This window comes from Streptomyces sp. NPDC050439, assembly GCF_040655335.1.
GTDB lineage: Bacteria > Actinomycetota > Actinomycetes > Streptomycetales > Streptomycetaceae > Streptomyces.
The window spans coordinates 1,329,070-1,350,341 of sequence record NZ_JBFAJT010000002.1 but is presented as its reverse complement, the minus strand read 5'-3'; the positions used below and the strand labels follow the sequence as shown (position 1 = coordinate 1,350,341).

General features: G+C 72.0%; 18 protein-coding genes. 8 read left to right on the top strand and 10 right to left on the bottom strand.

Translation table 11 applies throughout. The features are described 5' to 3' along the window. Positions 1–121: 121 nt before the first annotated feature. From AB0I66_RS13035 to AB0I66_RS13015, 5 genes are all read right to left on the bottom strand, one after another. A complete protein-coding gene (locus AB0I66_RS13035) occupies positions 122–655 on the bottom strand; it encodes a flavin reductase family protein (RefSeq protein WP_363207824.1) in 534 nt (177 codons plus the stop codon). Between the two features lie 56 nt (positions 656–711). Then, a complete protein-coding gene (locus AB0I66_RS13030) occupies positions 712–2,187 on the bottom strand; it encodes an amino acid adenylation domain-containing protein (protein ID WP_363207823.1) in 1,476 nt (491 codons plus the stop codon). Further along, the gene (locus AB0I66_RS13025) at positions 2,184–3,323 is read right to left on the bottom strand and encodes an acyl-CoA dehydrogenase family protein (protein ID WP_363207822.1); all 1,140 of its coding nucleotides are present in this window, start codon (positions 3,321–3,323) and stop codon (positions 2,184–2,186) included. Before AB0I66_RS13025 ends, AB0I66_RS13030 begins: the two co-directional genes overlap by 4 nt. 74 nt (positions 3,324–3,397) lie before the next feature. Further along, a complete protein-coding gene (locus AB0I66_RS13020) occupies positions 3,398–4,828 on the bottom strand; it encodes a citrate/2-methylcitrate synthase (protein ID WP_363207821.1) in 1,431 nt (476 codons plus the stop codon). Between the two features lie 43 nt (positions 4,829–4,871). Further along, positions 4,872–6,296: a cation:proton antiporter gene (locus AB0I66_RS13015; protein ID WP_363207820.1), complete on the bottom strand. Its 1,425-nt coding sequence runs from the start codon at positions 6,294–6,296 to the stop codon at positions 4,872–4,874. 240 nt (positions 6,297–6,536) lie between these two features. On the opposite strand from AB0I66_RS13015, the gene ccrA reads away from it, so the two are divergent. The 5 genes from ccrA to AB0I66_RS12990 are packed head-to-tail and all read left to right on the top strand — an operon-like array spanning position 6,537 to position 11,428. After that, positions 6,537–7,919, top strand: coding sequence for a crotonyl-CoA carboxylase/reductase (gene ccrA, locus AB0I66_RS13010; protein ID WP_363207819.1), 1,383 nt, complete (start codon positions 6,537–6,539; stop codon positions 7,917–7,919). Continuing rightward, entirely contained in the window at positions 7,916–9,652 is a 1,737-nt protein-coding gene (locus AB0I66_RS13005; protein ID WP_363207818.1) for a 3-hydroxyacyl-CoA dehydrogenase family protein, read from the top strand. The genes ccrA and AB0I66_RS13005 overlap by 4 nt, the downstream gene beginning before the upstream one ends. A 49-nt stretch (positions 9,653–9,701) precedes the next feature. Next, complete coding sequence (locus tag AB0I66_RS13000) at positions 9,702–9,932, top strand: hypothetical protein (RefSeq protein ID WP_363207817.1); 231 nt, start codon at positions 9,702–9,704, stop codon at positions 9,930–9,932. Continuing rightward, positions 9,929–11,239, top strand: coding sequence for a glutamate-5-semialdehyde dehydrogenase (locus tag AB0I66_RS12995; protein WP_363207816.1), 1,311 nt, complete (start codon positions 9,929–9,931; stop codon positions 11,237–11,239). Before AB0I66_RS13000 ends, AB0I66_RS12995 begins: the two co-directional genes overlap by 4 nt. Before the next feature lie 18 nt (positions 11,240–11,257). Then, positions 11,258–11,428: a hypothetical protein gene (locus AB0I66_RS12990; RefSeq protein ID WP_363207815.1), complete on the top strand. Its 171-nt coding sequence runs from the start codon at positions 11,258–11,260 to the stop codon at positions 11,426–11,428. Positions 11,429–11,506: 78 nt separating this feature from the next. On the opposite strand, the gene proB is transcribed toward AB0I66_RS12990, so the two are convergent. From proB to AB0I66_RS12975, 3 genes are read right to left on the bottom strand one after another with little or no spacing between them, the layout of a single operon-like run. Continuing rightward, positions 11,507–12,706 (bottom strand): glutamate 5-kinase, encoded by a 1,200-nt coding sequence (gene proB, locus AB0I66_RS12985; RefSeq protein ID WP_363207814.1) that lies wholly within the window; start codon positions 12,704–12,706, stop codon positions 11,507–11,509. Beyond that, complete coding sequence (locus AB0I66_RS12980) at positions 12,703–13,722, bottom strand: alpha/beta hydrolase (RefSeq protein ID WP_363207813.1); 1,020 nt, start codon at positions 13,720–13,722, stop codon at positions 12,703–12,705. The genes proB and AB0I66_RS12980 overlap by 4 nt, the downstream gene beginning before the upstream one ends. Beyond that, positions 13,719–14,669, bottom strand: a complete 951-nt coding sequence (locus AB0I66_RS12975) for a WhiB family transcriptional regulator (protein WP_363207812.1) — start codon at positions 14,667–14,669, stop codon at positions 13,719–13,721. The genes AB0I66_RS12980 and AB0I66_RS12975 overlap by 4 nt, the downstream gene beginning before the upstream one ends. A gap of 760 nt (positions 14,670–15,429) precedes the next feature. On the opposite strand from AB0I66_RS12975, the gene AB0I66_RS12970 reads away from it, so the two are divergent. After that, complete coding sequence (locus AB0I66_RS12970; RefSeq protein WP_363207811.1) at positions 15,430–16,485, top strand: PhlD; 1,056 nt, start codon at positions 15,430–15,432, stop codon at positions 16,483–16,485. 147 nt (positions 16,486–16,632) lie between these two features. Here AB0I66_RS12970 and AB0I66_RS12965 read toward each other — a convergent pair whose 3' ends face one another. Both AB0I66_RS12965 and AB0I66_RS12960 read right to left on the bottom strand, forming a co-directional pair. Next, complete coding sequence (locus AB0I66_RS12965; protein ID WP_363207810.1) at positions 16,633–17,373, bottom strand: TetR family transcriptional regulator; 741 nt, start codon at positions 17,371–17,373, stop codon at positions 16,633–16,635. Positions 17,374–17,534: 161 nt separating this feature from the next. Further along, positions 17,535–18,140 carry a TetR family transcriptional regulator gene (locus AB0I66_RS12960; protein WP_363207809.1) on the bottom strand — a complete coding sequence of 202 codons (606 nt, stop codon included), beginning with the start codon at positions 18,138–18,140 and terminating at the stop codon, positions 17,535–17,537. 382 nt (positions 18,141–18,522) lie between these two features. Between AB0I66_RS12960 and AB0I66_RS12955 the strand changes: the two genes are divergently transcribed. Continuing rightward, on the top strand, positions 18,523–19,626 hold the full coding sequence (locus tag AB0I66_RS12955) for a beta-ketoacyl-ACP synthase 3 (RefSeq protein ID WP_363207808.1): 1,104 nt from the start codon (positions 18,523–18,525) through the stop codon (positions 19,624–19,626). After that, positions 19,623–21,239, top strand: a complete 1,617-nt coding sequence (locus tag AB0I66_RS12950) for an acyl-CoA carboxylase subunit beta (RefSeq protein ID WP_363207807.1) — start codon at positions 19,623–19,625, stop codon at positions 21,237–21,239. The genes AB0I66_RS12955 and AB0I66_RS12950 overlap by 4 nt, the downstream gene beginning before the upstream one ends. Positions 21,240–21,272: the final 33 nt, after the last annotated feature.

The following is a 21,272-nucleotide window of genomic DNA, read 5'->3' as shown; positions in this document are numbered from 1 at the left end:
CAGCAGATGAAGTTCAGCAGGTGAAGGGGAGTCAGACATGAGGAACACCAGACGCAGACGGCGGCACAGCGCCGCGTTCTTGTCCGCCGCCCTCGCGACGGCGTTCGGGCGACGCGGCGGGTCAGCTCGCGAGCCCCTGCGGCTGCACCTCGGAGAACTGCGTGCGCCAATAGGCGAGAGGCGTCCGGGCCGCGCTGGCCTCGCCGTGCACCAGGCGGCCGATCAGGACCTGATGGTCGCCGGCGAGATGGCTGCTGGTCAGGATGCACTCGGCGAGCGCGACGGTGGAGCCGAGGAGCGGGGCGCCGGTGCGCTCGCCCGGCCGCCACGCGACGTCCGAGAACCGCTCCGGCACCGACGACGCGAACGTACGCGCCAGTGCCGTCATGTCGGCGGAGAGGAAGTTCACCGCGAACACCGAGCTCCGGTGGATGGCATCCAGCGTCGCGCTCGGCGCCTTGACGCAGACCAGGAGCAGCGGCGGCGAAGCCGAGACGCTGCACACGGCGCTGCAGGTCAGTCCGCGCGGTTCCCCGTCGGCCGTCACGCTGGTGACCACGCTGACGCCGGTCGGCAGGGAACCCATGACGGAACGGAAGGTGTTCAGGTCGACCTGGTCCAACACGGTCTCGGTGACGTCCAGTTGATCGGGCATGTATGAATCCTCGTCTGTGAGTCCGAGGCGGCTCAGTCCGGCGGAGGCCACCGGGGTTACCGGGGATCGCTGTCGGCGAGAGCGGCGACCAGCGCGGGACGGTCCGTCTTTCCGTTGGCGGTCAGGGGGAGTTCGGGCACGACGTGCACGGCGTCGATCACCATGTAGAGGGGCAGCCGGGTGGCGCAGTCCCGCTTGAGCTCCAGGAGTCCGGGACGCTCGTCGCCCGACGGCACCACGAACGCGTGGAGTTTCGCGTCGAGACCGGAGCCCACCACGGCACACGCGGCGGACTCCACCGACGGGGCGTCGGCGATCACCGCCTCGATGTCGCCGAGCTCGATGCGGTGCCCGCGCACCTTCACCATGTGGTCTCGGCGCCCCACGTACTCCAGCATCCCGTCCGCGCCCATCCGCCCGATGTCACCGGTGAAGTACGCGCCCTTCTGGGGCTCCCGGCCCCAGTAGCCCAGCATGACCGTCGGTCCGGTGACCACGATCTCCCCCTCGCGCGAGCGCGGCGGATGCAGCCGGATCAGGTCGCCGGAGACCGCGGTGCCGATGGGCAGCGGGCGGGTGCTGCCCAGGTCGCGGTCGGTGACCTCGTAGCTGGTGCAGACATTGGTCTCGGTCGGCCCGTACCAGTTGTACATCCGCACATCGGGCCAGGCCTTGCGCAGCTCGTGCACCTGCTGGATCGGGAACGGCTCACCGGCGAAGACACAGGCGCGCAGCGCCTTGGGCGGCTCGTCGGCGAGCAGGTCGCCGCGCTGCATCATCAGGGTCAGCGCGGACGGCACCGAGTACCAGACGCTGATCTCCTCGCGGCGCAGGAGCGCGCCGAGCTGGACCGGGTCGTACGCGAGCCCTTCGGGCACCAGGAACACCGAGGCGCCGGTGAGGAACGCGGCGTACAGGTCGAAGACCGAGAGGTCGAAGTTGAACGGCGCGTGGTTGGAGAGCCGGTCGTCGGGGGTGACGCCGATCTCGGCGGCGGCCCAGCGGATGAAGGAGAGGGCGTTGCGGTGGCTGATGCAGACGCCCTTGGGCTCCCCGGTCGAGCCCGACGTGTAGAGGATGTACGCCGGCTCGTCGGGCTCGTTCTCGTACGCCGCGGGGGCCTCGTCCGCGGGGGCTTCCTGAGCCAGGTCGGCGAATCCGACCAGCGGCACCGACGCGGGCCAGTCGGTGGCGTGGGCGCGGCGCAGACCGTCGCTGTCGGCCACCACCAGGGCGGGGGAGCAGCTGTCGGATATCCGCCGGACGCGGGCGGCCGGGTTGGCGGCGCTGACCGGGGCGTAGATCGCGCCGACACGCAGCGCGCCCTGCATGAGGGCGATCGCCTCCAGGGTCTTGTGGCTCCACAGCACGACCCGGTCGCCGGGCCGCACCCCGCGCCGGTGCAGCGCGGCGGCGTACCGGTCGGCGAGAGCGTCCAGCTCCCGGTAGCTGTACACCCCTTGAGGGGACCGCACGGCCGGGGCCTGTGGAGTGCGGCGGGCGGAGTCGATGACGAGCTGGTGGAGCCTCACAGTCCTATCTCCTTCGCTATCAGTTGGCGCTGGATGTCCGAGGTGCCGGAGAAGATCGTGCTGGGCACGGCGTCGCGCAGGGCCGCCTCGATGCCGTCCTCGCGGAGATAGCCGCGCCCGCCGAAGACCCGTACGGCGTCGGTGGCCGCGGCGAGCACGCCCTCGGACACCGCGAGCTTGGACAGCGCGATCGCCAGGACGGCCGGCTTGCCCTGGTCCATCTCCCAGCAGGCGCGGTACAGCAGGAGCCGGGCGCTCTCCAGGGTCAGCTTCATGTCGGCGATCCGGTTGGACACCGACTGGAACTCGCCGATGCGTCTGCCGAACTGGCGCCGCTCGGTGGCGTGCCGCACGCAGCTCTCGACGAGCCGTTCGAGGAGCCCTACGTAGAGGGCGAAGAGGCAGGCCCGCTCCCAGCCCATGGAGTGCTGGAAGATCGCCGCGCCCTGGCCCACGCCGCCCAGGACGTTCTCGTCGGGGACGAAGCACTCCTCGAAGGTGATCGCGCCCGCCGGGCAGGAGTGCATGCCCATCTTCTCGTGCGGATCGCCCACGACGACGCCGGGCGTGTTCCGGTCGACGACGACACCGGTCACGCCGAGGAAGCCCGCCTTGGGATTGACGGTCGCGTACGCCACGTACACATCGGCGACCGGACCGTTGCTGACGAAGCTCTTGGTGCCGTTGAGGACGAGACCGCCGTCGACGGGGCGGGCGGTCGTGCCGAGCCTGGAGGAGTCCGATCCCGCGTCCGGTTCCGTCATCGCGTTGCCCGCGATCAGCCGCCCGGCGGCCAGCTCGGGCAGCAGCCGCTCCCGTACGGCGGCGCTGCCGAACTCCGCGATCGGCACCGCGCACGCGAAGGTGTGCGCGGCGGCGCCGAAGACCAGGCCGGTGTCCGCGCAGCCGCGGCCCACCGCCTCGACGACGCGCGCGGTGTCCAGCGCGCCGAGCCCCTGACCGCCGGCCTCCGTGGGCAGACAGGCGCCGAGCAGGCCGATCTCGCCGAGCCGCAGCCAGTCCTTGCGGGTGTAGAACCCGTGGCCCGAGCCGGGCCCGGTGGGGAAGGCGGCCCGGGTGGCTGCCAGCACCTCGTCGTAGCGGGCCTGTTGGCCCTCGTTCCAGCCGAACTCCACATCTGCTCCTGTCGTACGGGGAAGGGGCTCCCTCCCGCGTCGGGATCTGGGTGAGTGGTGGGTGCCGCGCGCCCTCAGGCCGGGCCGGGCAGGTGGCGCAGGTTCCGCGGGCCGACGTAGCGCAGCCGTGGGTGGATGCGGCCCTCCTGTGCGCGCTGTTCCTCGACGTGGGCGAGCCAGCCGGGCACCCGGGCGGCGGCGAACATCGGGACGAAGAGGTCGGACGGCATGCCCAGGAGGTGGTAGATCGCGGCCGCGTAGCAGTCCACGGTCAGGTACGGGCGGGGGCCCTTGGAGGGGTGCGCGGCGGTGCGTACCGCGTCCAGGACCTTCAGGACGTGGTCGCGGCCGGGGCTCGCCCTGAAGCCGCGGGCCGCCTCGCGCAGCGGCCCGACCCGGGGGTCCTCCATCGCGTACGGCACCGGTCGGGTGCGTACGGCGGCGGCTTGGTCGGCGCGGCCCCGCAGGTAGGCGGCGGCCGCGTCGGGGTTCTCGGTCTCCTGGGCCTGGTCGACCACCTGGTTCGCCGAGCCGCCGTGCAGCGGTCCGGTGAACGTCGCGAGCGCCACGGTGACGGCCGCGAAGGTGTCGGCGCCGGTCCCCGCGGCGACCCGGGCGGCGAACGCCGATGCGTTGCAGCCGTGTTCTGCCTGCAGGACCAGGCAGAGGTCGACCAGGCGGACGCGCTCGGGGTCGCGGGGCAGGTCCAGCATGTGGAGGATGTTCTCGGCGTGCGAGAGCTCGGGATCGGGGCTGATCATGCGGCGGCCGGTGCGGGCGGCCTGCTGGATGGCGAAGATGGTCGGGATGCGCGCGATCAGGCGTTCCCCCAGACCGATGTGCGCGGCCGGGTCGGCGTCGGCCTCGGCGGCGACCGCGAGCGCGGAGACCGCCGTGCGCAGCACCGACGACGTACTGCACCCGGCGTTGAGCACGAGGTTGGTGGCCACCATCGACGGCAGCTCGCGGGCCGCGGCGAGCCTGGCCCGGAAGGCACGCAGCTCGTCGGGGTCGGGCAGCCAGCCGCGGATCAGCAGGTGGACGACCCCCTCGAAGGTCACCCGGCCCGCCAGTTCCTCGATGGGGTAGCCGCGGTAGGCGAGCCTGCCGCGGTCGGGGTCCACCTCGGAGATGCCGGTCTCGCCGACGATCATGTCCGCCACGTCCGGCGCGGCGGGCGACTGCTCGGGGTCGGGGCGCTGCATGCGGGGCAGCGCGGGGGCCACGGCCGACGCGTCCTCGGGGATGTCGATCTCCGCGAGGTCGTCGGGCGCGGAGAGCTCGGCGAGGCGTTCGTCGTAGAACGCGCGGAGCTGGCCCACGGACTCGATGTGCTCGATCAGACCGTTGTCGAGCGTGGTGCCGAGCTCGTGCTCGAGGTGGACCTGGAGCTCGACGGCCGTGAGGTTGTCCCAGCTGGCCACCGCGCGGAGCCGAAGTTCGTCGCCGATGTGTTCCGACGGCATGTCGAAGACCCGGGAGAGCGTGCTGATGACGGGATGCACGTGGGGCATCTCCTTCTCTGTCGTCGTACCGAGCCGGCGGCTGCTATCCCGCCATGTCCGGTGCGTGGTCGTCGGCCGGTTCGGGGAGCCGCACCACGGCGGGGGTGGTGTCGCGGGCGGTCACGCTCTCGCGGGTGCTCGACGCGTCGCGCGCGGCGGGCTGCTCGCGCAGCGGCGCGGACGGGCGCGGTGGGCCCGAGCCGCGTCGGGTCACGAGGTCCATCCGGGTGCGCGGCAGCAGGTGGGGGAGCGCGGGGCCGGTCATGGCGGTCGTGATGAGCGCCATCAGGACCATCTCGGTGAAGAGGGTCTGGTCGAGGACCCCGAGGTTGAGACCGATGCCGAGGATGATCAGCTCGGTCAGGCCCCGGGTGTTCATCAGGGCGCCGACACCGAGGGACTCCCGCCAGCTGAGCCCGAAGGAGCGGGCTGGCAGCGAGGCGCCGGCCAGCTTGCCCACGATGGCGGCGGACAGGATCAGGGCCAGCTCGCCCCACGCGGTGGCGGACATGCCGGCGACGTCGACGGAGAGGCCGGTGATGATGAAGTAGACGGGCAGCATCAGTTCGCCCGCGTGCTGCAGCGGCCGGAGCATCTTCTCCTCGAGGAGCTCGCTCGGCTTGCGGGGCATGACCAGGCCGAAGGCGAACGCACCGAAGATCGGGTGGATGCCGATGTTCGACGTGATGTACGCGGAGAGCAGCAGCCCCGCGGTGACGAGCGCGGCGAGGTAGGTGCCGCTGCCGCGCCGGGACATCCACGCGACGGCGCGGGTCAGCGCCGGGCGGACGACGACGATCATCGCGGCGCCGTAACCGGCGGACATCCAGAGGGTGTCGGTGAAGCCGGTGGGACCGGACGCGGTCACGATCGCGACCACTCCGGCCAGCACGCACCAGGCGATGACGTCGCCGAACGCGGCGCTGGTGAGCGCGAGCGCGCCGACCTTGGTGCGGGAGAGGTGCTTGTCCTTGAGGATGCGGGCGAGCACCGGGAAGGCGGTGATCGACATGCTGACGCCGAGGAACAGGGCGAAGGAGAAGAAGTCGATCTTCTCGCCGTTCACCACCGAGTGGTTCTGGTAGATGACCCAGGCGATCGACATGCCCAGGGCCAGCGGGACGAGAATGCTGCCCGCGGTCACCGCGGCGACCGACCGCTTGCGCCGTCGCATCGTTGCCCAGTCCAGCTCCCAGCCCACGGTGAACATGAAGAGCAGCAGGCCGATCTGCGCGACCATCGAGAGCAAGGGGCGTACGTCGTCGGGGAACAGACGGTTCGTCAGGTCACCGGGCAGAAGACCGAGCAGGCTCGGGCCGAGCAAAATGCCCGCCGTGATCTCGCCGATGACGGCGGGCTGATGAAACCGCCGTGCCAGGCGTGCCAGCAGTGCGCCGACAGTCAGGATGACCGCGATGCCGGCGAAAGCGGTGGCCTGTAAGTCTTCCAGCTCGTGTGGAGTGGGCACAGCGTCACCTAATTCATTCGTCGCTGAAGTCAACTGGTGATGAGTTTTGCACGCCGGTGTCGGGCGCTGCAAGGGGGAACTGGCCTCCCTTGACCCGTTCTTGGGCCGCCGCGAGCGGTCCGCGCCCGCCGTTTCCGCGCCCTTCCGGGGGCTTGCTGGGGTGCCCGGTCCATGCAAAACTCATCGCCAGTTGATTTCACTGTTTGGTGAGTTTCCCTGTTCGGAAGGCGGTGCGTGACCATGCGCGAACTGGTGGAGGCGATCGAGGCCCCGGACTCGGTGCCGGCCGATGTGGCGGCCCTCAGGATTCCCGACTCCTACCGCGCCGCCGTTCTGCGCAAGGAGGAGGCCGCCATGTTCGAGGGCGTCGAGCTGCGCGACAGGACCCCGGCCGACTCCCTGCACATCCAGGAGGTGCCGACCCCGGAGCCCGGCCCCGGCGAAGTCCTGGTGGCGGTGATGGCGAGCGCGGTGAACTACAACACCGTGTGGAGCGCCCTCTTCTCGCCCGTGCCGACCTTCGCCTTCCTCGAGCGGTACGGCAGGCTCGGCGGGCTCGCGGCGCGCCACGACCTGCCGTATCACGTCATCGGCTCCGACCTGGCGGGCGTCGTCCTCAAGTCCGGCCCAGGAGTACGGCGTTGGCACGCGGGCGACCGCGTGGTCGCCCACTGCGTGTCCGTCGAACTCGAAGGCGCGGAAGGGCACGGCGACGCGATGCTCGACCCCGAGCAGCGCATCTGGGGGTTCGAGACGAACTACGGCGGCCTCGCCGAACTCTCCCTCGTCAAGGCCAGCCAGCTCCTGCCCAAGGCCGAGCACCTCACCTGGGAGGAAGCCGCCTCGCCCGGCCTGGTCAACTCCACCGCCTACCGCCAGCTCGTCACCGGCAACGGCGCCGGCATGAAGCAGGGCGACAACGTCCTCATCTGGGGCGCCGCCGGCGGACTCGGCTCGTACGCGACCCAGCTTGCCCTGGCCGGCGGCGCCACGCCCATCTGCGTCGTGTCCTCACCGGAAAAGGCCGAACTGGCCCGCCGCATGGGCGCCGAGCTCATCATCGACCGCGCCGAGGAGGGCTACCGCTTCTGGCGCGACGAACACACCCAGGACCGCAAGGAGTGGCGCAGACTCGGCGAGCGAATACGGGAGCTGACCGGCGGCGAGGACGTCGACATCGTCTTCGAGCACCCGGGACGCGAGACCTTCGGCGCGAGCGTGTACGTCGCGCGCAAGGGCGGCACCATCGTCACCTGCGCGTCCACCGCGGGCTACAACCACGAGTACGACAACCGCTACCTGTGGATGTCCCTGAAGCGGATCGTCGGCTCGCACTGCGCCCACTACCGCGAGGCGTGGGAGGCCAACCGCCTCATCGCCAAGGGCAGGATCCACCCCACCCTCTCGCGGACCTACGCCCTCGACGAGGTCGGTGACGCCGTGGAGTCCCTGCACCGCAACGAACACCACGGCAAGGTCGGCGTGCGCTGCCTCGCACCCGCCGAAGGCCTCGGTGTCACGGCCCCCGAGTTCCGCGAACGCCACGAGACGGCCATCAACCGCTTCCGCGTCGCGCCTCCAGCACAGCCCCAACTCCCGTCCCTGGAAGGGGTGGCGGCGTGAACGGCGAACACACGACACTCGCGGTGGTGGGCCTGGGGAGCATCGGCTCCGCGCTCGCCCGCAGGGCCGCGCTCGGCGGCCTGGACGTCATCGTCATCGACAAGGACACGCCGACCACGCGCCACCGGGCCGCGACACTCTTCGACACGGCCCTCGCGGACGGGACGGTCACCGCCGCACAGGCCCGCGAAGCCGGCGGGCGCATCCGCCGCGCCGAACACTGGGAGGATCTCGCCGGGGCGGCCACGGTCGTCGAGGCGGTGCCCGAGCGACGCACCGTCAAGGTGGACGTCCTGCGCGCCGTCGCCCGGGTCTGCCCGCCCGGCACGGTCATCGCCAGCACCGCCGCCGCCCTCTCGCTCACCGACCTCGCGGCGGCCTGCGGTCGCCCGGGGCGGCTGGTCGGCCTCCAACTCCCGTTGCCCACCGCCGAGATCGCCGAGGTCGGCCGCACGGTGATGGCGGACGACGACGCCCTCAAGCAGGTCGAAGACCTCGTGGAGCGGCTCGGTCTCCGGGCGGTCGGCGTCGGCGACCGGGCCGGACTGATCTCGTCGGCGCTGCTCTTCGGCTATCTCAACCAGGCCGTCACCATGTACGACCAGCAGGTCGCGAGCCGCGACGACATCGACGCCGCGATGCGGTTCGGCTGCGGACTGCCGCTCGGGCCGCTGCAACTGCTCGACGTCATCGGCACGGACACCGCCTGCGACATCCTCACCGTGCTCGCCGAACGGTGGGACGAGCCCGCGCTGCGGCCCGCGCGCCGCCTGCGGCACATGGTCCTCGCCGGAATGCTCGGCCATAAGTCGGGGCGCGGCTTCTACGACCACCGGGGAAGCGGCGAGACTGCGCCCGCACCCGAGACGCCCTCCGGTTCGCCCGCCATCCGCACGGTCGGGGTCGTCGGATCGGGCACCATGGCCGCCGGCATCGCCGAGGTCTTCGCGCTCGCCGGGTGCGCCACCGTCCTGGTCGGCCGCACCGACGACCGAGCCAAGTCGGCCTGGCAGACGGTGTCCCGCTCCACGGGCCGCTCCCTGAAGCGCGGACGGCTCGACGAGACGACGCGCGACGCCGCCCTCGGCCGCCTGACCCCCAGCAGCGACCTGACGGAACTCGCCGACTGCGACCTCGTGATCGAGGCCGTCGCGGAGGACCTGGCCGTCAAGAAGCAACTCTTCCGCGAGCTGGGCGCCGTCTGCCGGCCGGGCGCGCTGCTCGCCACCACCACGTCGAGCCTGCCCGTGATCGAGTGCGGACTCGCGTCGGGCCGCCCCGCCGACGTACTGGGACTGCACTTCTTCAACCCGGCACCCGTCATGCGCCTCGTCGAGGTGATCGGCTCCCTGGAGACCGCGCCCGAGAACATCGCCGCCGCCCGCGAGCTGTGCCGCACGCTCGGCAAGCATCCGGTGCGCTGCACGGACCGGCCGGGCTTCATCGTCAACGCGCTGCTCTTCCCCTATCTCAACAGCGCGGTGCGGCTCGCGGAGAGCCACTACGCCACCGTCGACGAGATCGACGCCGTCATGAAGCTGGGCTTCGGCTATCCGCTCGGCCCCTTCGAACTCCTCGACGTCATCGGCCTCGACATCTCGCTGAGCATCCAGCACATCCTGCACGCCGCCGACGGCAACCCCGCGACCGCGCCCGCGCCCCTCATGGAGCACCTGGTCGCCGCGGGCCGGGCCGGGCGCAAGGCAGGGGCCGGGTTCCGGGTCCATGCGTGAGGGGCTGAACGCCGAGGGCGTGAGTGGAAGGAATCGGATGGACGACGACATGAGCACCGAGACGAGCAATGCGACGGGCACTGAGACCGGTCCTGAGATGGGCGCCGAGCACCGGCGGGAGCGGGACCGCCGCAGGGCCGAGATCGAGGTCGGCGTCGACGCCATCGCGCGCGCCATGCTGGCCGAACTCACCGGATGGCCCGACCTGGATCCCTTCGTACGTAGGCTCTGCGCGGCCCCCGGAGCGGGGCAGCCGCTGCGGGAGGGCGCGAGCCGATGAGCACCTCGACACCAGTGGCCACCAGCACGGTCCGGGAAGCCGCGGAGGCGGCCCGGGCCGCCGCGGCCGGGCTCGCCACCACGACCGGGGCCCAGCGCGACTCCGCGCTCCGCGCCATCGCGCGGGCCCTCACCGACCGGGCGCCGGAGATCCTGGCCGCGAACAAGCGGGACATGGACGACGCCCGCGCGGCCGGGCGCCCGCAGGCGGTGCTCGACCGGCTCGCCGTCTCCGACGGCCAGCTCGCCGGCCTCACGGACATGACACGTGACGTGGCCGCCATGGCCGACCCGGTCGGAACGGTCACGAGCGGCTCCGTCCTGCCCAACGGCCTGGAGGTCCGCCAGGTCAGGGTGCCCCTCGGCGTCGTCGGCATGATCTACGAGGGCCGCCCCAACGTCACCGTCGACGCCGCCGTGCTCTGCGTCAAGAGCGGCAACGCGGCGCTGCTGCGCGGCTCCTCGGCCGCCCGGCACACCAACGCCGCGCTGATCGCCGTGATGCGGGACGCGGTGGCGGACACGGTGGTGCCGGCCGATGCGATCCAGGGGGTACCCGGCGACACGCATGCCTCCGTCACGGAACTCATGTCGCTGCGCGGACTGGTGGACGTACTGATACCGCGGGGCGGCCGGGAGCTGATCGAGACCACCGTGCGGGAGGCGGCGGTACCGGTGATCGAGACGGGCGTCGGGAACTGCCACGTCTACGTCGACGAACACACCGACATCGAACGGGCGTTGCGCATCGTGATCAACGCCAAGACGCAGCGGCCGTCCGTCTGCAACGCGGCGGAGACGCTTCTCGTGCACGAGGCCGTCGCGCCCTCGTTTCTGCCGCGCGCGCTCAAGGAGCTCGCGCGGCACGGCGTCACCGTGCACGGAGACACCCGCGTCCTCGCCGCGGCATCCACTGTCGCGTCAGCTCCGGGCGAGCCGGCTTCGGGCGAGCCGGTGGTGGTCGCGGCCACGGAGGAGGACTGGGACCGCGAGTACCTCGCGGCGGACATCGCCGTCGCCGTCGTCGACTCGCTGGAGCAGGCGGTCGAGCACATCCGCCGCCACGGCACCGGGCACACCGAGGCGATCGTCACCGAATCCCAGTCCGCGGCGCGCCGGTTCGTCCTCGCCCTGGACACGGCGGTCGTCGCCGTCAACGCGTCGACGAGGTTCGCGGACGGCGGCGAACTGGGTCTCGGGACCGAACTCGGCATCTCCACGCAGAAGTTGCACGCGCGCGGCCCGATGGGCGTGACCGCGCTGACGACCACGAAATACGTCCTGGTGGGCGACGGTCAGATCCGGTAGTTCAAGGAGGAACGGGCCATGCATGTACGCATCATCACCGCCACGGAACCTTCCGGGAGGTTCCTGTACGAGGACAGCCGGCCGAGGGACCGCTTCCCCCGAACCGCCGCGCCCGTGCCGCCCTGGCTCGGACTGGCGGGCGCGGAGGACGACCCGACGGAGCTCCACATCGTGCGGGGCATCGACTGAGGGACCACGCGAGCCGAACACCGAAGGCGCCCACGCGAGAGGATCGCGGGGGCGCCTTCTGACAACTGCTCACGCGCCTCAGCGCATCGCCTCCGTCGCCAGCCCGGCAGCAGGCCGCACGCGGATGGTGATACGTCGTGGCGCGGGCGCCGGGAGTTGCTGCGGCAGGGCCGAGGGGCCGGGGAGGAGCAGGACGAGGTCGTCCAGGCTCACCAGTTCCGCCTCCGAGTGGCCGAGGAGGAGCGGGAGTTCGCGTGCGTCCAGGTTGACGAGGCCCCTCGCGATGACCTGCCCGGCCGGGGAGATCAGCTCCACGGGATCGCCCGCGGCGAAGTCGCCGTCGGCGTGCGTCACGCCCTTGGCGAGGACGGGGCCCGCCCGGCCCGCGAGAGCCTCGGCCGCGCACGCGTGCAGGTGCAGCGCCCCGCGCGGGCTGCTCGCGTGCTCCAGCCAGAGGAGATGGTCGGCGGCGCGCGCGCCCGTGCGGTGGAAATAGGTGCCCGTGTCCCGGCCCGCCAGCGCGTCCGCCGCGTGCCGGGCGGCGGTGAGGACCACCGGGATGCCCGCGTCGGTGGCGATGCGCGCGGCCTCCACCTTGGTGACCATGCCGCCGGTGCCGACGCCCGCGCTCCCGGTGCTGCCGATCTCCACGCCGGCCAGATCGCCGGGGCCACGGATCTCGCTGATGCGGCGCGACCCCGGCCGGTCCGGTGCGCCGTCGTACAGGCCGTCGACGTCGGACAGCAGGATGAGCGCGTCGGCCCGCACCAGATGGGCGACGAGTGCCGCGAGCCGGTCGTTGTCGCCGAACTTGATCTCCGCGGTGGCCACGGTGTCGTTCTCGTTCACCACCGGCAGCGCGCCCATGGCGAGGACCTGCTCCAGCGTGCGGTACGCGTTGCGGTAGTGCGCCCGGCGGCTGACGTCCTCCGCGGTGAGCAGCACCTGCCCGACCCGTACCCCGTACCGCGCGAAGGAGGCGGTGTACCGGGCCACGAGCAGCCCCTGCCCCACACAGGCGGCGGCCTGCTGCCGCGCCAGGTCGTGCGGACGGGCCACGAGGCCCAGCGGGGCGAGGCCGGCCGCGATGGCGCCGGAGGAGACGAGCACGACCTCGACGCCGGCCGCCTTCGCACGCGCAAGGACATCCACGAGCGCGTCGACGCGATCGGAGTCGAGCCCTCCGGCAGCCGTGGTGAGGGAGGACGAGCCGACCTTGACCACGATGCGGCGGGCGGCGAGCACGTCGGACCTCGGCCCGTGGGCCGAGCCCGTCACCGGGGTGCCGCAGTCGACATGGCGCTGCCCCGGGGGAGGCCGTGTGCCCCTTCGCGCAGCAGCGCGTGCACCGTCTCCACCACCAGGACCGGCTGCTCGTACGGAAGGTCGTGGCCGTGACCCGGCACCGTCTGCAGGGTCGCGCCCGGTATCTCGGAGGCGAGGGCCCGTGCCTGGTCGGGCGGGGTGTAGCGGTCGAGTTCGCCCACCAGGACGCGGGTGGGGACGTTGCCGAGGGCGCGGATGCGGCCCGCGCAGTCGTGCGAGGTCAGGGCCGAGTAGAACTCGGCGATCGCCAGGACCGGCACGTCACGGAAGGCGCGCGCGTTGGCGCGGACCGCCTCGGTGGTGGGCCCGGGGCCGAAGACCGCGCGCCACAGCGGCGCGGTGGTCGGGTGGGAGAGCGGGCCGGTCAGGAGGCGGTGGGCGGTCCGCGCCGCGCGGGGTGAGCGCAGCAGGCGGTCGGCGACCTTCCGCTGGGTCCGCGCGCGCCGCCGGGACCCGGGCGACGTGGCCGTGCCCGTCGGTCCCGGCCGGTCGTTCAGCGCGCTCAGCGTCGCGCCGACCTCGTTGAGCGAGGTGGAGATCAGGCCCACGCCCGCCACGTCCGTGCCGAACAGGCCGGGCCGCCGGGCGGCCAGCTCCTGGATGGCCATGCCGCCCATGGAGTGGCCGATCAGGATCACGGGCCTGCCGTCACGCGCCGCGTCGGCGAGGACCAGGGCCAGGTCGGCGCAGAGCAGCTCCATGTCGAGCACGGCACTGCCCCGCGTCGAACGGCCGTGCCCGCGCTGGTCGAAGCTGATGGCACGCAGGGCCGGAAAGCCGGCGCGCGGCCGGGTCAACGCGTCGATGTGCGGACGCCAGTCGAGCGCGGACATCGTCCAGCCGTGACAGAGGATCACGCTGAGCGGAGCATCAGGATCCCCATGCGTGGAAACAGCAAGCTCGGCCCCGTCGGGCGTACCCAGCACATGAACCTGATGCCGCGGCTCAACGGGCGCGGCGGCACTCATGACGCCTTCTTGCGTTCGGCGGGGAGGGGCGGGGTTGACTCGACGGGGAGCCGCCGGGCCGGATTGGCGGGAAGCGGCCGGGCGAGTTCGGGGGAGAGCGCCAAGGCCCGTTCGGCGAGGCGCATCGGGTCCGTCTCGGCGGCGAGCGGCACGGCCGGTTCGGCGAAGGGCGGCACGGCGGAGTCGGCGGGAAGCGTCACGGCCGGTTGGGTGGGGAGCGGCCGGGCGCGTTCGGGGGAGAGCGTCAGGGCCGGTTCGGCGGGGCGCATCGGGTCCGTCTCGGCGGCGAGCGGCACGGCCGGCTCGGCGAGGGGCGGTAGGGCGGAGTCGGCGGGGAGCGGCACGGCCGGCTCGGCGTGGGGCGGCAGGGCGGAGTCGGCGGGGAGCGACGGGGCCGGTTCGGCGGGGAGCGGCCGGGTGGGGTCGGTTGAAAGGGGTGGGGTCGGCTCGGCGAGCTGCGACGGGGCCGACAGGTCGCAGCCGCAGGCCGAGGCGAACTCGGCCGTGCGCCAGGCGTGTTGGACCTGGCCGAAGGTCATGCCGAGCGCCGTGGCGATACGCGTCTGGCCCCACCCCCGGCGGCGCAGGTACCACACGTACGCCGAACGCTCCTGGGGGCGCGGCTTGCCGCGCCTGCCGCCGCTCTCCAGGAACTGGTGGAGGTTCCCGCCGAGCGCGGCGACCGTGCCGGCCACCCGCCGAAGCTCCCGCCGCTCCCGGACGGTGAGCCCGCCCCATATGCCGGCGCTCTCCTCGTGCGCGAGCGCTTCGCTCAGGCAGTCGCCGACCACCGGGCAGCTCGCGCAGAGACGCTTGGCGGCCGCCTCCGACTCCGTGTCGTCCGGGCTCCTCCCCGACGGGAAGAAGGTGTCCGGATCGCAGTCACGGCAGGCCGCCCGCTCCACCCAGGGTGCCCCGAGTGTGTGCTGATTCGCTGGTGCGTACATGTCGGTCGGCCCTTCCCTCGCTTCATCGCGGCCCCGAACCGATGCGGAACCGCCCCCTCAATGACCTGAAGACGACCATGGCGGGCGGCGGCGCCAGCGGCGTGCCGAAGGGCGTGCCGAAGGCGTGGTGATGCCGTCCCACTGATGTCGAGAATAAAGTCAACGCCCAATGATTTCAATGGGTGTTGAGCTCAATCCGGATGGCCGGAAGGCGGCGCCCCGGACGCGTGGTCCCTGCACGAACCCGCCCCGGCGCCCGCCCCGGCGGAAGATGTCCCAGGTGAGCGACCCCGGCCCCGGGGGCGTCGGAGCTGTGACCGCGAGGTGGTCACACCGCGCCCGTTCCGTGGATTCCTCGCGTGTTGAAATCAAGTCTTGCTGGAGCCAACTCGCGTGGCGTACGGTCCCCATGGCTCAAACCACACGGACCCGAATCGGGTCCCGGGGGAGTGCCGACGGACGTGCCCCGGCTGTGCCCCGGCACCGGCCGACGCAGCCCCCAGCACCAGGCAGCCCAGATCCACGCTCTTGTACGCCACGCGTCATCGAGCTCGACTTTCTTCATCCGCGCTGTACGGCGCTCCCAACGGGGGGAGCACGGTCAACACCTGAAGGGGTGTTTTACGTGCATTTACTGCCATTGCGAGAGCTGACGAACGGACCGGCGGCCGCCATCCCCACAGATGCCACGGCGCCCCATGCCGCTCGAAGCCCGGGCTCGCGCTCAGTTAGCCACTGTCCGAGCGTCTTGGAGGTTCCCATGCCGGTCGTCAGCGCACCTGTCGTAGCCCTGCCCCGCCATCAGGTCGACACCGACGAACTCCTCAGCGTGCTGAGCGAGTTGTACGTCGACCACCCGAGGCTCAAGGCCATCCACACGGCGATCCGTGCCACGTCCGTGCGGTCACGCTGGTACACCCGCCCGCTGGCCGAGCAGTTCAGCACCGACGTACCCGTCGTGGAGCGGATGCGCACCCACCTGCGCGACTCCCTCGACCTGGCGGAGAGCGCCGCCCGGGGGGCGCTGTTCGAGTCGGGTCTTGAGCCTGGCGACATCACCAACCTGGTGGTGACCAGCGCCACCGGACACACCATGCCCGGCCTCGACGTCCACCTGATGGAGCGGCTCGCCCTGCCCTGCTCGGTCCGCCGGCTCCCGGTGACCCAACTCGGCTGCGGGGGCGGGGCGTTCGCCCTCACCCGGGCCAGGGACCTGGTCCTCGCGCGGCCCGACGCGACGGTGCTCGTCGTCTGCGCCGACGTCTACAGCCACTATCTGCACCCGGCCGACACCGGCATGGACGGCATGATCTTCAAGGGGCTCATCGGGGACGCCGCGGGCGCCTGCGTGGTGCGCGCCGGGTCGGACGGCCCGCACATGGAGCTCAACGAACCCTGGGAGTACCTGCTCCCCGGCAGCCGCGACATCGTGGGCAGTTACGTCGACTCCGACGGGCTGCACGCGCACAACGCACCACGGCTGTTGCGGGCGGTGCAGGACATCGCGCCGCGCGTCAGGGAATGGCTCGAGCGAACCGCGCCACCCGGTGCCGACGCGCGGCCGGGGTTCGTCGTCTCGCACTCCGGCAGCCCGAAGATCCTGGACGCCGTGATGGCGGGCCTCGGCTGCCCGCCGGAGATGGTGGACCTGTCCAGGGACTCCCTGCGCGAGCTCGGCAACGTCGGCTCGGCCTCGGTCCTCGACGTACTGGAGAGGACCTTCGCCAAGCCGCCGGCCGACGGTGACGAGGGGCTGCTGCTCGCGCTCGGCCCCGGCATCTCGCTCATCGCCTCGAAGATCACCTGGCGGGCCTGAGCCTGGACGCGTCAACTGCCCGCGGGGAAGGCGCAGTTGGCGGGCCGGGGAAACCCCGTCGGGGGATTCCCCGGCCTTCGCCCCGACGGCTCGGGTCAGGCCTTCGGCGCGACGGACCGGGTCAGGCCTTCGACTCGACGGACCGGATCAGTCCTGGTCCTCCGGGACGATGTCCGCGAGGGCCGGGACATCCGGGAGGTCCAGCGAGGCGAGCCGCAGGTTCAGGGTGGGTGTCACCCAGCGGATGATGTCCTCGAAGTCCATCGAGGCCAGGGGCTCGACCTTGAGGACGTAGCGGATGATGGCGACGCCCGCCAGGTGGGACGAGGCGAGGGCCGAGACGATGGACGCGTCCGGATGGTCCTTGAAGACCATCTGCCCGGCCCAGTTCTTGATGCTTGTCTCGATCCGGTCCCGCAGGAGGTCGGAGGTGGCACTGTCGGCGAGCCCCGCGCGGTAGATGGCGGTCATCGCATAGCGCGTGTCCTCGTGCTCCCAGAAGTTCAGGTACGTCCGGGCCAGCCACGCGGCGGTCCGGGACGACCCGTCGGGCTGGGGCGCGTCGAACTCGTCGAATGCGGCGGAGACGCTGAGCCGTGACTCGACCGCCGCGCGGAAGACCCCCTCCTTGTTGCTGAAGAAGTGATGCACGAGCGCCGGGTCCACCTGCGCCGCCTCGGCGATGGAGCGGATGGTCGTGCTCGTGTAGCCGCGGTCCGCGAAGAGATGGAGCGCGGCCACCAGGATCTGCTCGCGTGTGCCGCTGTCGCCGGGCCGTCGGCCACTGCGTGCGCGCAGCGGCCTCGGCTTCTTGCCGGGGGGCGGCTTCTGAGGGGACGTGGACTTTCGGGCGGACGTCGCTGGTCCGTCCGTGCGCCTGGGTGTCATGGAATCACTGCACTTCGGGGGGTGTCAGAGCGGCTAATTCATTGCTTAGTGAAAACATCCTAACAGGCGCTAACCGAGGACTCCAGAGGCGTGCGTGGATCTTGGCGCGGAGTCGTGCCCTGTTCCGGGGGCCCGGCCTCGGGCAGGTGCCGGCGGCCGATTCACCGGGGGTCGGCGGGTCCGATCAGGGTCAGGCGCAGCCCCGGGGCGATCGTCTCGACGACGGTTTCGAGGTCGGCGGAGGCGACGGCCTCGACCCCGATCAGGTGCCGGACGATCGCGGTGCCGCCGAGCTGGGCGCCGAAGAGCGCGGTGCGCAGATCCGCGTCCGGGCCGGGGAGTTGCTGGTCGACCTGGCCGTTGAGCGACTCCGATATGCAGGTGCGCAGGACCGCGGAGGCGTCCCGGTCGGAGAGCGCGATGCGGTAGACCTCCACCAGCGGGGACTCTTCGTCGCCGGGCTCCCACAGGGGCAGGTAGCTGCGGGCGAGGCGGGTCGGCAGGTCGTCGTCGATGCCCACCGCGACCTCGGGCGCGAGCAGCCCGGCCACCTTGAAGGTCCGCCGGAGCAGGGCGGCGAAGACCTCGGCCTTGTCGGCGAACAGGGCGCGGGCGAGCTCCGGTTCGAGCCCCGCCTGGCCGGCGAGGTCGTCCAGGCTCGTCTGCCGGTAGCCGCGCTCGACGAAGAGTGTGCGGGCCGCGGAGACCAGGGCCTGAGCGGCCTCGGTCCGCTGGGTGTCCACGAGACTCTCGGTGGTGATGGTCATGGTGCATCTCCCGTTGGTGTGTGGCATGGCGACGCTGTGCCGATGGCGTCGTCAAGGGGAGCGCCGTGTGACGAGACCCGTGCTTGACGGCCGCCGGGTGCGGGGTTGTCCACCGCTTAAGTATTTCACTGTGCAGTGAACTCTACTGGCGTTGAATTCGTCAAGTGGCGCCCGCATGGCGGGAGATGGGCGTGTCGACGGCGAATGCCGGTGCGACGGTGGGGGCTTGGCGGGCGGGCGCGTGTATGCGAAACTCCACAAGCGATGAGTTCATCGGTTGTGGAGTTGTGGGCTCCCACAACCACCCGGACAGCGCGGGCAGTCGACGCCAGTGAGAGCGCACCCAGTGGAACCGCGGTTCGCACCGCGCCGAGGAGGAATCGTGCAGTCGATCGGCATCGTCGGAGTGGGGTCCTACCTGCCCGAGACCGTCATCACCAACGAGGAGATCGGGCGCGGCGCGGGCGTGAGCGACGAGTGGATCGTCCGCAAGACCGGAATCCGCGAACGGCGCAGGGCCGCGGCCCACGAGGCCACGTCCGACCTGGCCGCCGCAGCGGCACAACGCGCCCTGGCCAGAGCAGGGCTGACGGCGGATCAAGTCGCTTACGTCGTGGTCGCCACCTCGACCCCGGACCACCCGCAGCCCGCCACGGCCGCACTCGTGCAGAACCTGATCGGCGCGACCCGGGCCGCCGCCTTCGACGTCAACTCCGTGTGCAGCGGCTATGTATACGCGCTCAAGGCCGTCGAACGGATGCTGGCCGGTGCGCCCGCCGATGAGCCGCGCCACGGCCTGGTCATCGGCGCCGACATCTACTCCCGCATCCTCGACTACGCCGACCGGCGGACCGCCGTCCTCTTCGGGGACGGGGCGGGGGCCACGGTCCTGGGGCCGGTGGCGCCCGGCCTCGGCCTGCGGAAGATCTCCCTGACCTCGCGCGGTGACGCGCACCGGCTGATCGGCGTCGCCGCGGGCGGCAGCCGTCACCCGGCCTCGCCCGCCACCGTGACCGAGGGCGGCCACTACTTCCGGATGGACGGCCGCGGCGTACGCGACTTCATCCAGCGCACGCTGCCGGACGAGATCGGCGGGCTGCTGCGACGCGCCGGTGTCCCCGCCGGCGCCGTACGCCACTTCGTCCCGCACCAGGCCAACGGCATCATGCTCGCCGACCTCTGGCCCGGACTCGGCATGGACCGCGCCGCACTCCACCTCACCCTGGAGCGGTACGCCAACACCGGGGCGGCATCGGTGCCGATCACCCTGGCCGAGATGGACCGCGCGGGAGCGGCGGCACCCGGCGACACGGTCGTGCTCGCCGCGTTCGGCGGCGGCATGAGCCTGGGGACCGCGCTCCTGACGTGGACCATGTCGCCCCAGGGCAACACCCGCCCCGCACGCCGGAGTTCAGCGGTGGCCGACGCCCTGTGCAACGTCCCCGACCTGCTCGCGGCGGGCGGCCCCGCGCCGCTGGCGTCATGAGCGCGCCGAGCGGGGCGGGCGACGTGCTGCCGCCCGGGAATCCCGCGCCGGACGCCTTCGCCCCGGACGCCCGCGGTCGCGTGGCCCGGCTGCACGCGATCCGCGAACTCGCCGAGAACGGGCCCTCCGAGAAGGCGACCGCCGCCCAGCACGCCAAGGGCAAGCTCACCGCCCGCGAACGCATCGCGCTGCTGCTCGACGACGCCACCTTCCAGGAGGTGGAGCCGTTGCGGCGGCACCGCGCGCAGGGCTTCGGCCTGGAGGACAAGCGGCCCTACACGGACGGCGTGGTCACCGGCTGGGGCACCGTGCACGGCAGGACCGTGTTCGTGTACGCCCATGACTTCCGCATCTTCGGCGGCGCGCTCGGCGAGGCGCACGCCGCGAAGATCCACCGCATCATGGACATGGCCATCGCCGCCGGGGCGCCGCTCGTCTCGCTCAACGACGGGGCTGGCGCCCGCATCCAGGAGGGCGTCACCGCGCTGGCCGGCTACGGCGGGATCTTCACCCGCAACGCCCGCGCCTCCGGTGTGATCCCGCAGATCAGCGTGATGCTCGGGCCCTGCGCAGGCGGCGCTGCCTACAGCCCCGCGCTCACGGACTTCGTGTTCATGGTGCGCGAGACCTCGCAGATGTTCATCACAGGACCCGACGTCGTGCAGGCCGTCACCGGGGAACAGGTGACGCACAACGGCCTGGGCGGCGCCGACGTGCACGCCACCGTCTCGGGTGTCGCGCACTTCGCGTACGACGACGAGCACGGCTGCCTGGAGGACGTCCGCTATCTCCTCTCGCTGCTGCCCCAGAACAACCGCGAGACCGCACCCGCCGTGGCACCCGAAGACCCCGAGGACCGGCTGTGCGACGCGCTCACCGACCTGGTGCCGGTCGACGGGAACCGCCCCTACGACATGCGCCGCGTCATCGAGGAGATCGTCGACGACGGCGAGTTCCTCGAGGTGCACGAGCGGTGGGCGACGAACGTCGTCGTCGCGTTCGCGCGGCTCGGCGGGCAGGTCGTGGGGATCGTCGCCAACCAGCCGCAGTCCCTCGCCGGCGTCCTGGACATCGACGCGAGCGACAAGGCCGGGCGCTTCGTGCAGCTCTGCGACGCCTTCAACATCCCGCTGGTCACCCTGCTCGACGTACCGGGCTTCCTGCCCGGCGTGGACCAGGAGCACGGCGGCATCATCCGGCACGGGGCGAAGCTCCTCTACGCGTACTGCAACGCGACCGTCCCGCGGATCTCGCTCGTGCTGCGCAAGGCGTACGGCGGCGCGTACATCGTCATGGACTCCCGCTCCGTGGGCGCGGACCTCGCGTACGCCTGGCCCACCAACGAGATCGCGGTGATGGGCGCGGAAGGCGCCGCGAACGTGATCTTCCGGCGCCGCATCCAGGCGGCCGACGACCCCGACGCGATGCGCGAGCAGATGGTCAAGGAGTACAAGGCCGAGCTCATGCACCCCTATTACGCCGCCGAACGCGGACTCCTCGACGACGTGATCGACCCCGCCGACACCCGCCGGGTCCTCGTCGGCGCCCTGCGCATGCTGCGGACCAAGCACGCGGAGCTCGCGGCACGCAAGCACGGCAACCCGCCGCAGTAGGCGGCCACCCCCGCACCGGAGCGCAGCCCACCC

Coding starts and splice junctions, on each gene's coding strand:
- AB0I66_RS13000 (WP_363207817.1), top strand. CDS start 9,702: ATGAGCACCGAGACGAGCAATGCGACGGGCACTGAGACCGGTCCTGAG.
- AB0I66_RS13035 (WP_363207824.1), bottom strand. CDS start 655: ATGCCCGATCAACTGGACGTCACCGAGACCGTGTTGGACCAGGTCGAC.
- AB0I66_RS12950 (WP_363207807.1), top strand. CDS start 19,623: ATGAGCGCGCCGAGCGGGGCGGGCGACGTGCTGCCGCCCGGGAATCCC.
- AB0I66_RS12975 (WP_363207812.1), bottom strand. CDS start 14,669: ATGTACGCACCAGCGAATCAGCACACACTCGGGGCACCCTGGGTGGAG.
- AB0I66_RS12970 (WP_363207811.1), top strand. CDS start 15,430: ATGCCGGTCGTCAGCGCACCTGTCGTAGCCCTGCCCCGCCATCAGGTC.
- AB0I66_RS12960 (WP_363207809.1), bottom strand. CDS start 18,140: ATGACCATCACCACCGAGAGTCTCGTGGACACCCAGCGGACCGAGGCC.
- ccrA (WP_363207819.1), top strand. CDS start 6,537: ATGCGCGAACTGGTGGAGGCGATCGAGGCCCCGGACTCGGTGCCGGCC.
- AB0I66_RS12965 (WP_363207810.1), bottom strand. CDS start 17,373: ATGACACCCAGGCGCACGGACGGACCAGCGACGTCCGCCCGAAAGTCC.
- AB0I66_RS12980 (WP_363207813.1), bottom strand. CDS start 13,722: ATGAGTGCCGCCGCGCCCGTTGAGCCGCGGCATCAGGTTCATGTGCTG.
- AB0I66_RS12995 (WP_363207816.1), top strand. CDS start 9,929: ATGAGCACCTCGACACCAGTGGCCACCAGCACGGTCCGGGAAGCCGCG.
- AB0I66_RS12990 (WP_363207815.1), top strand. CDS start 11,258: ATGCATGTACGCATCATCACCGCCACGGAACCTTCCGGGAGGTTCCTG.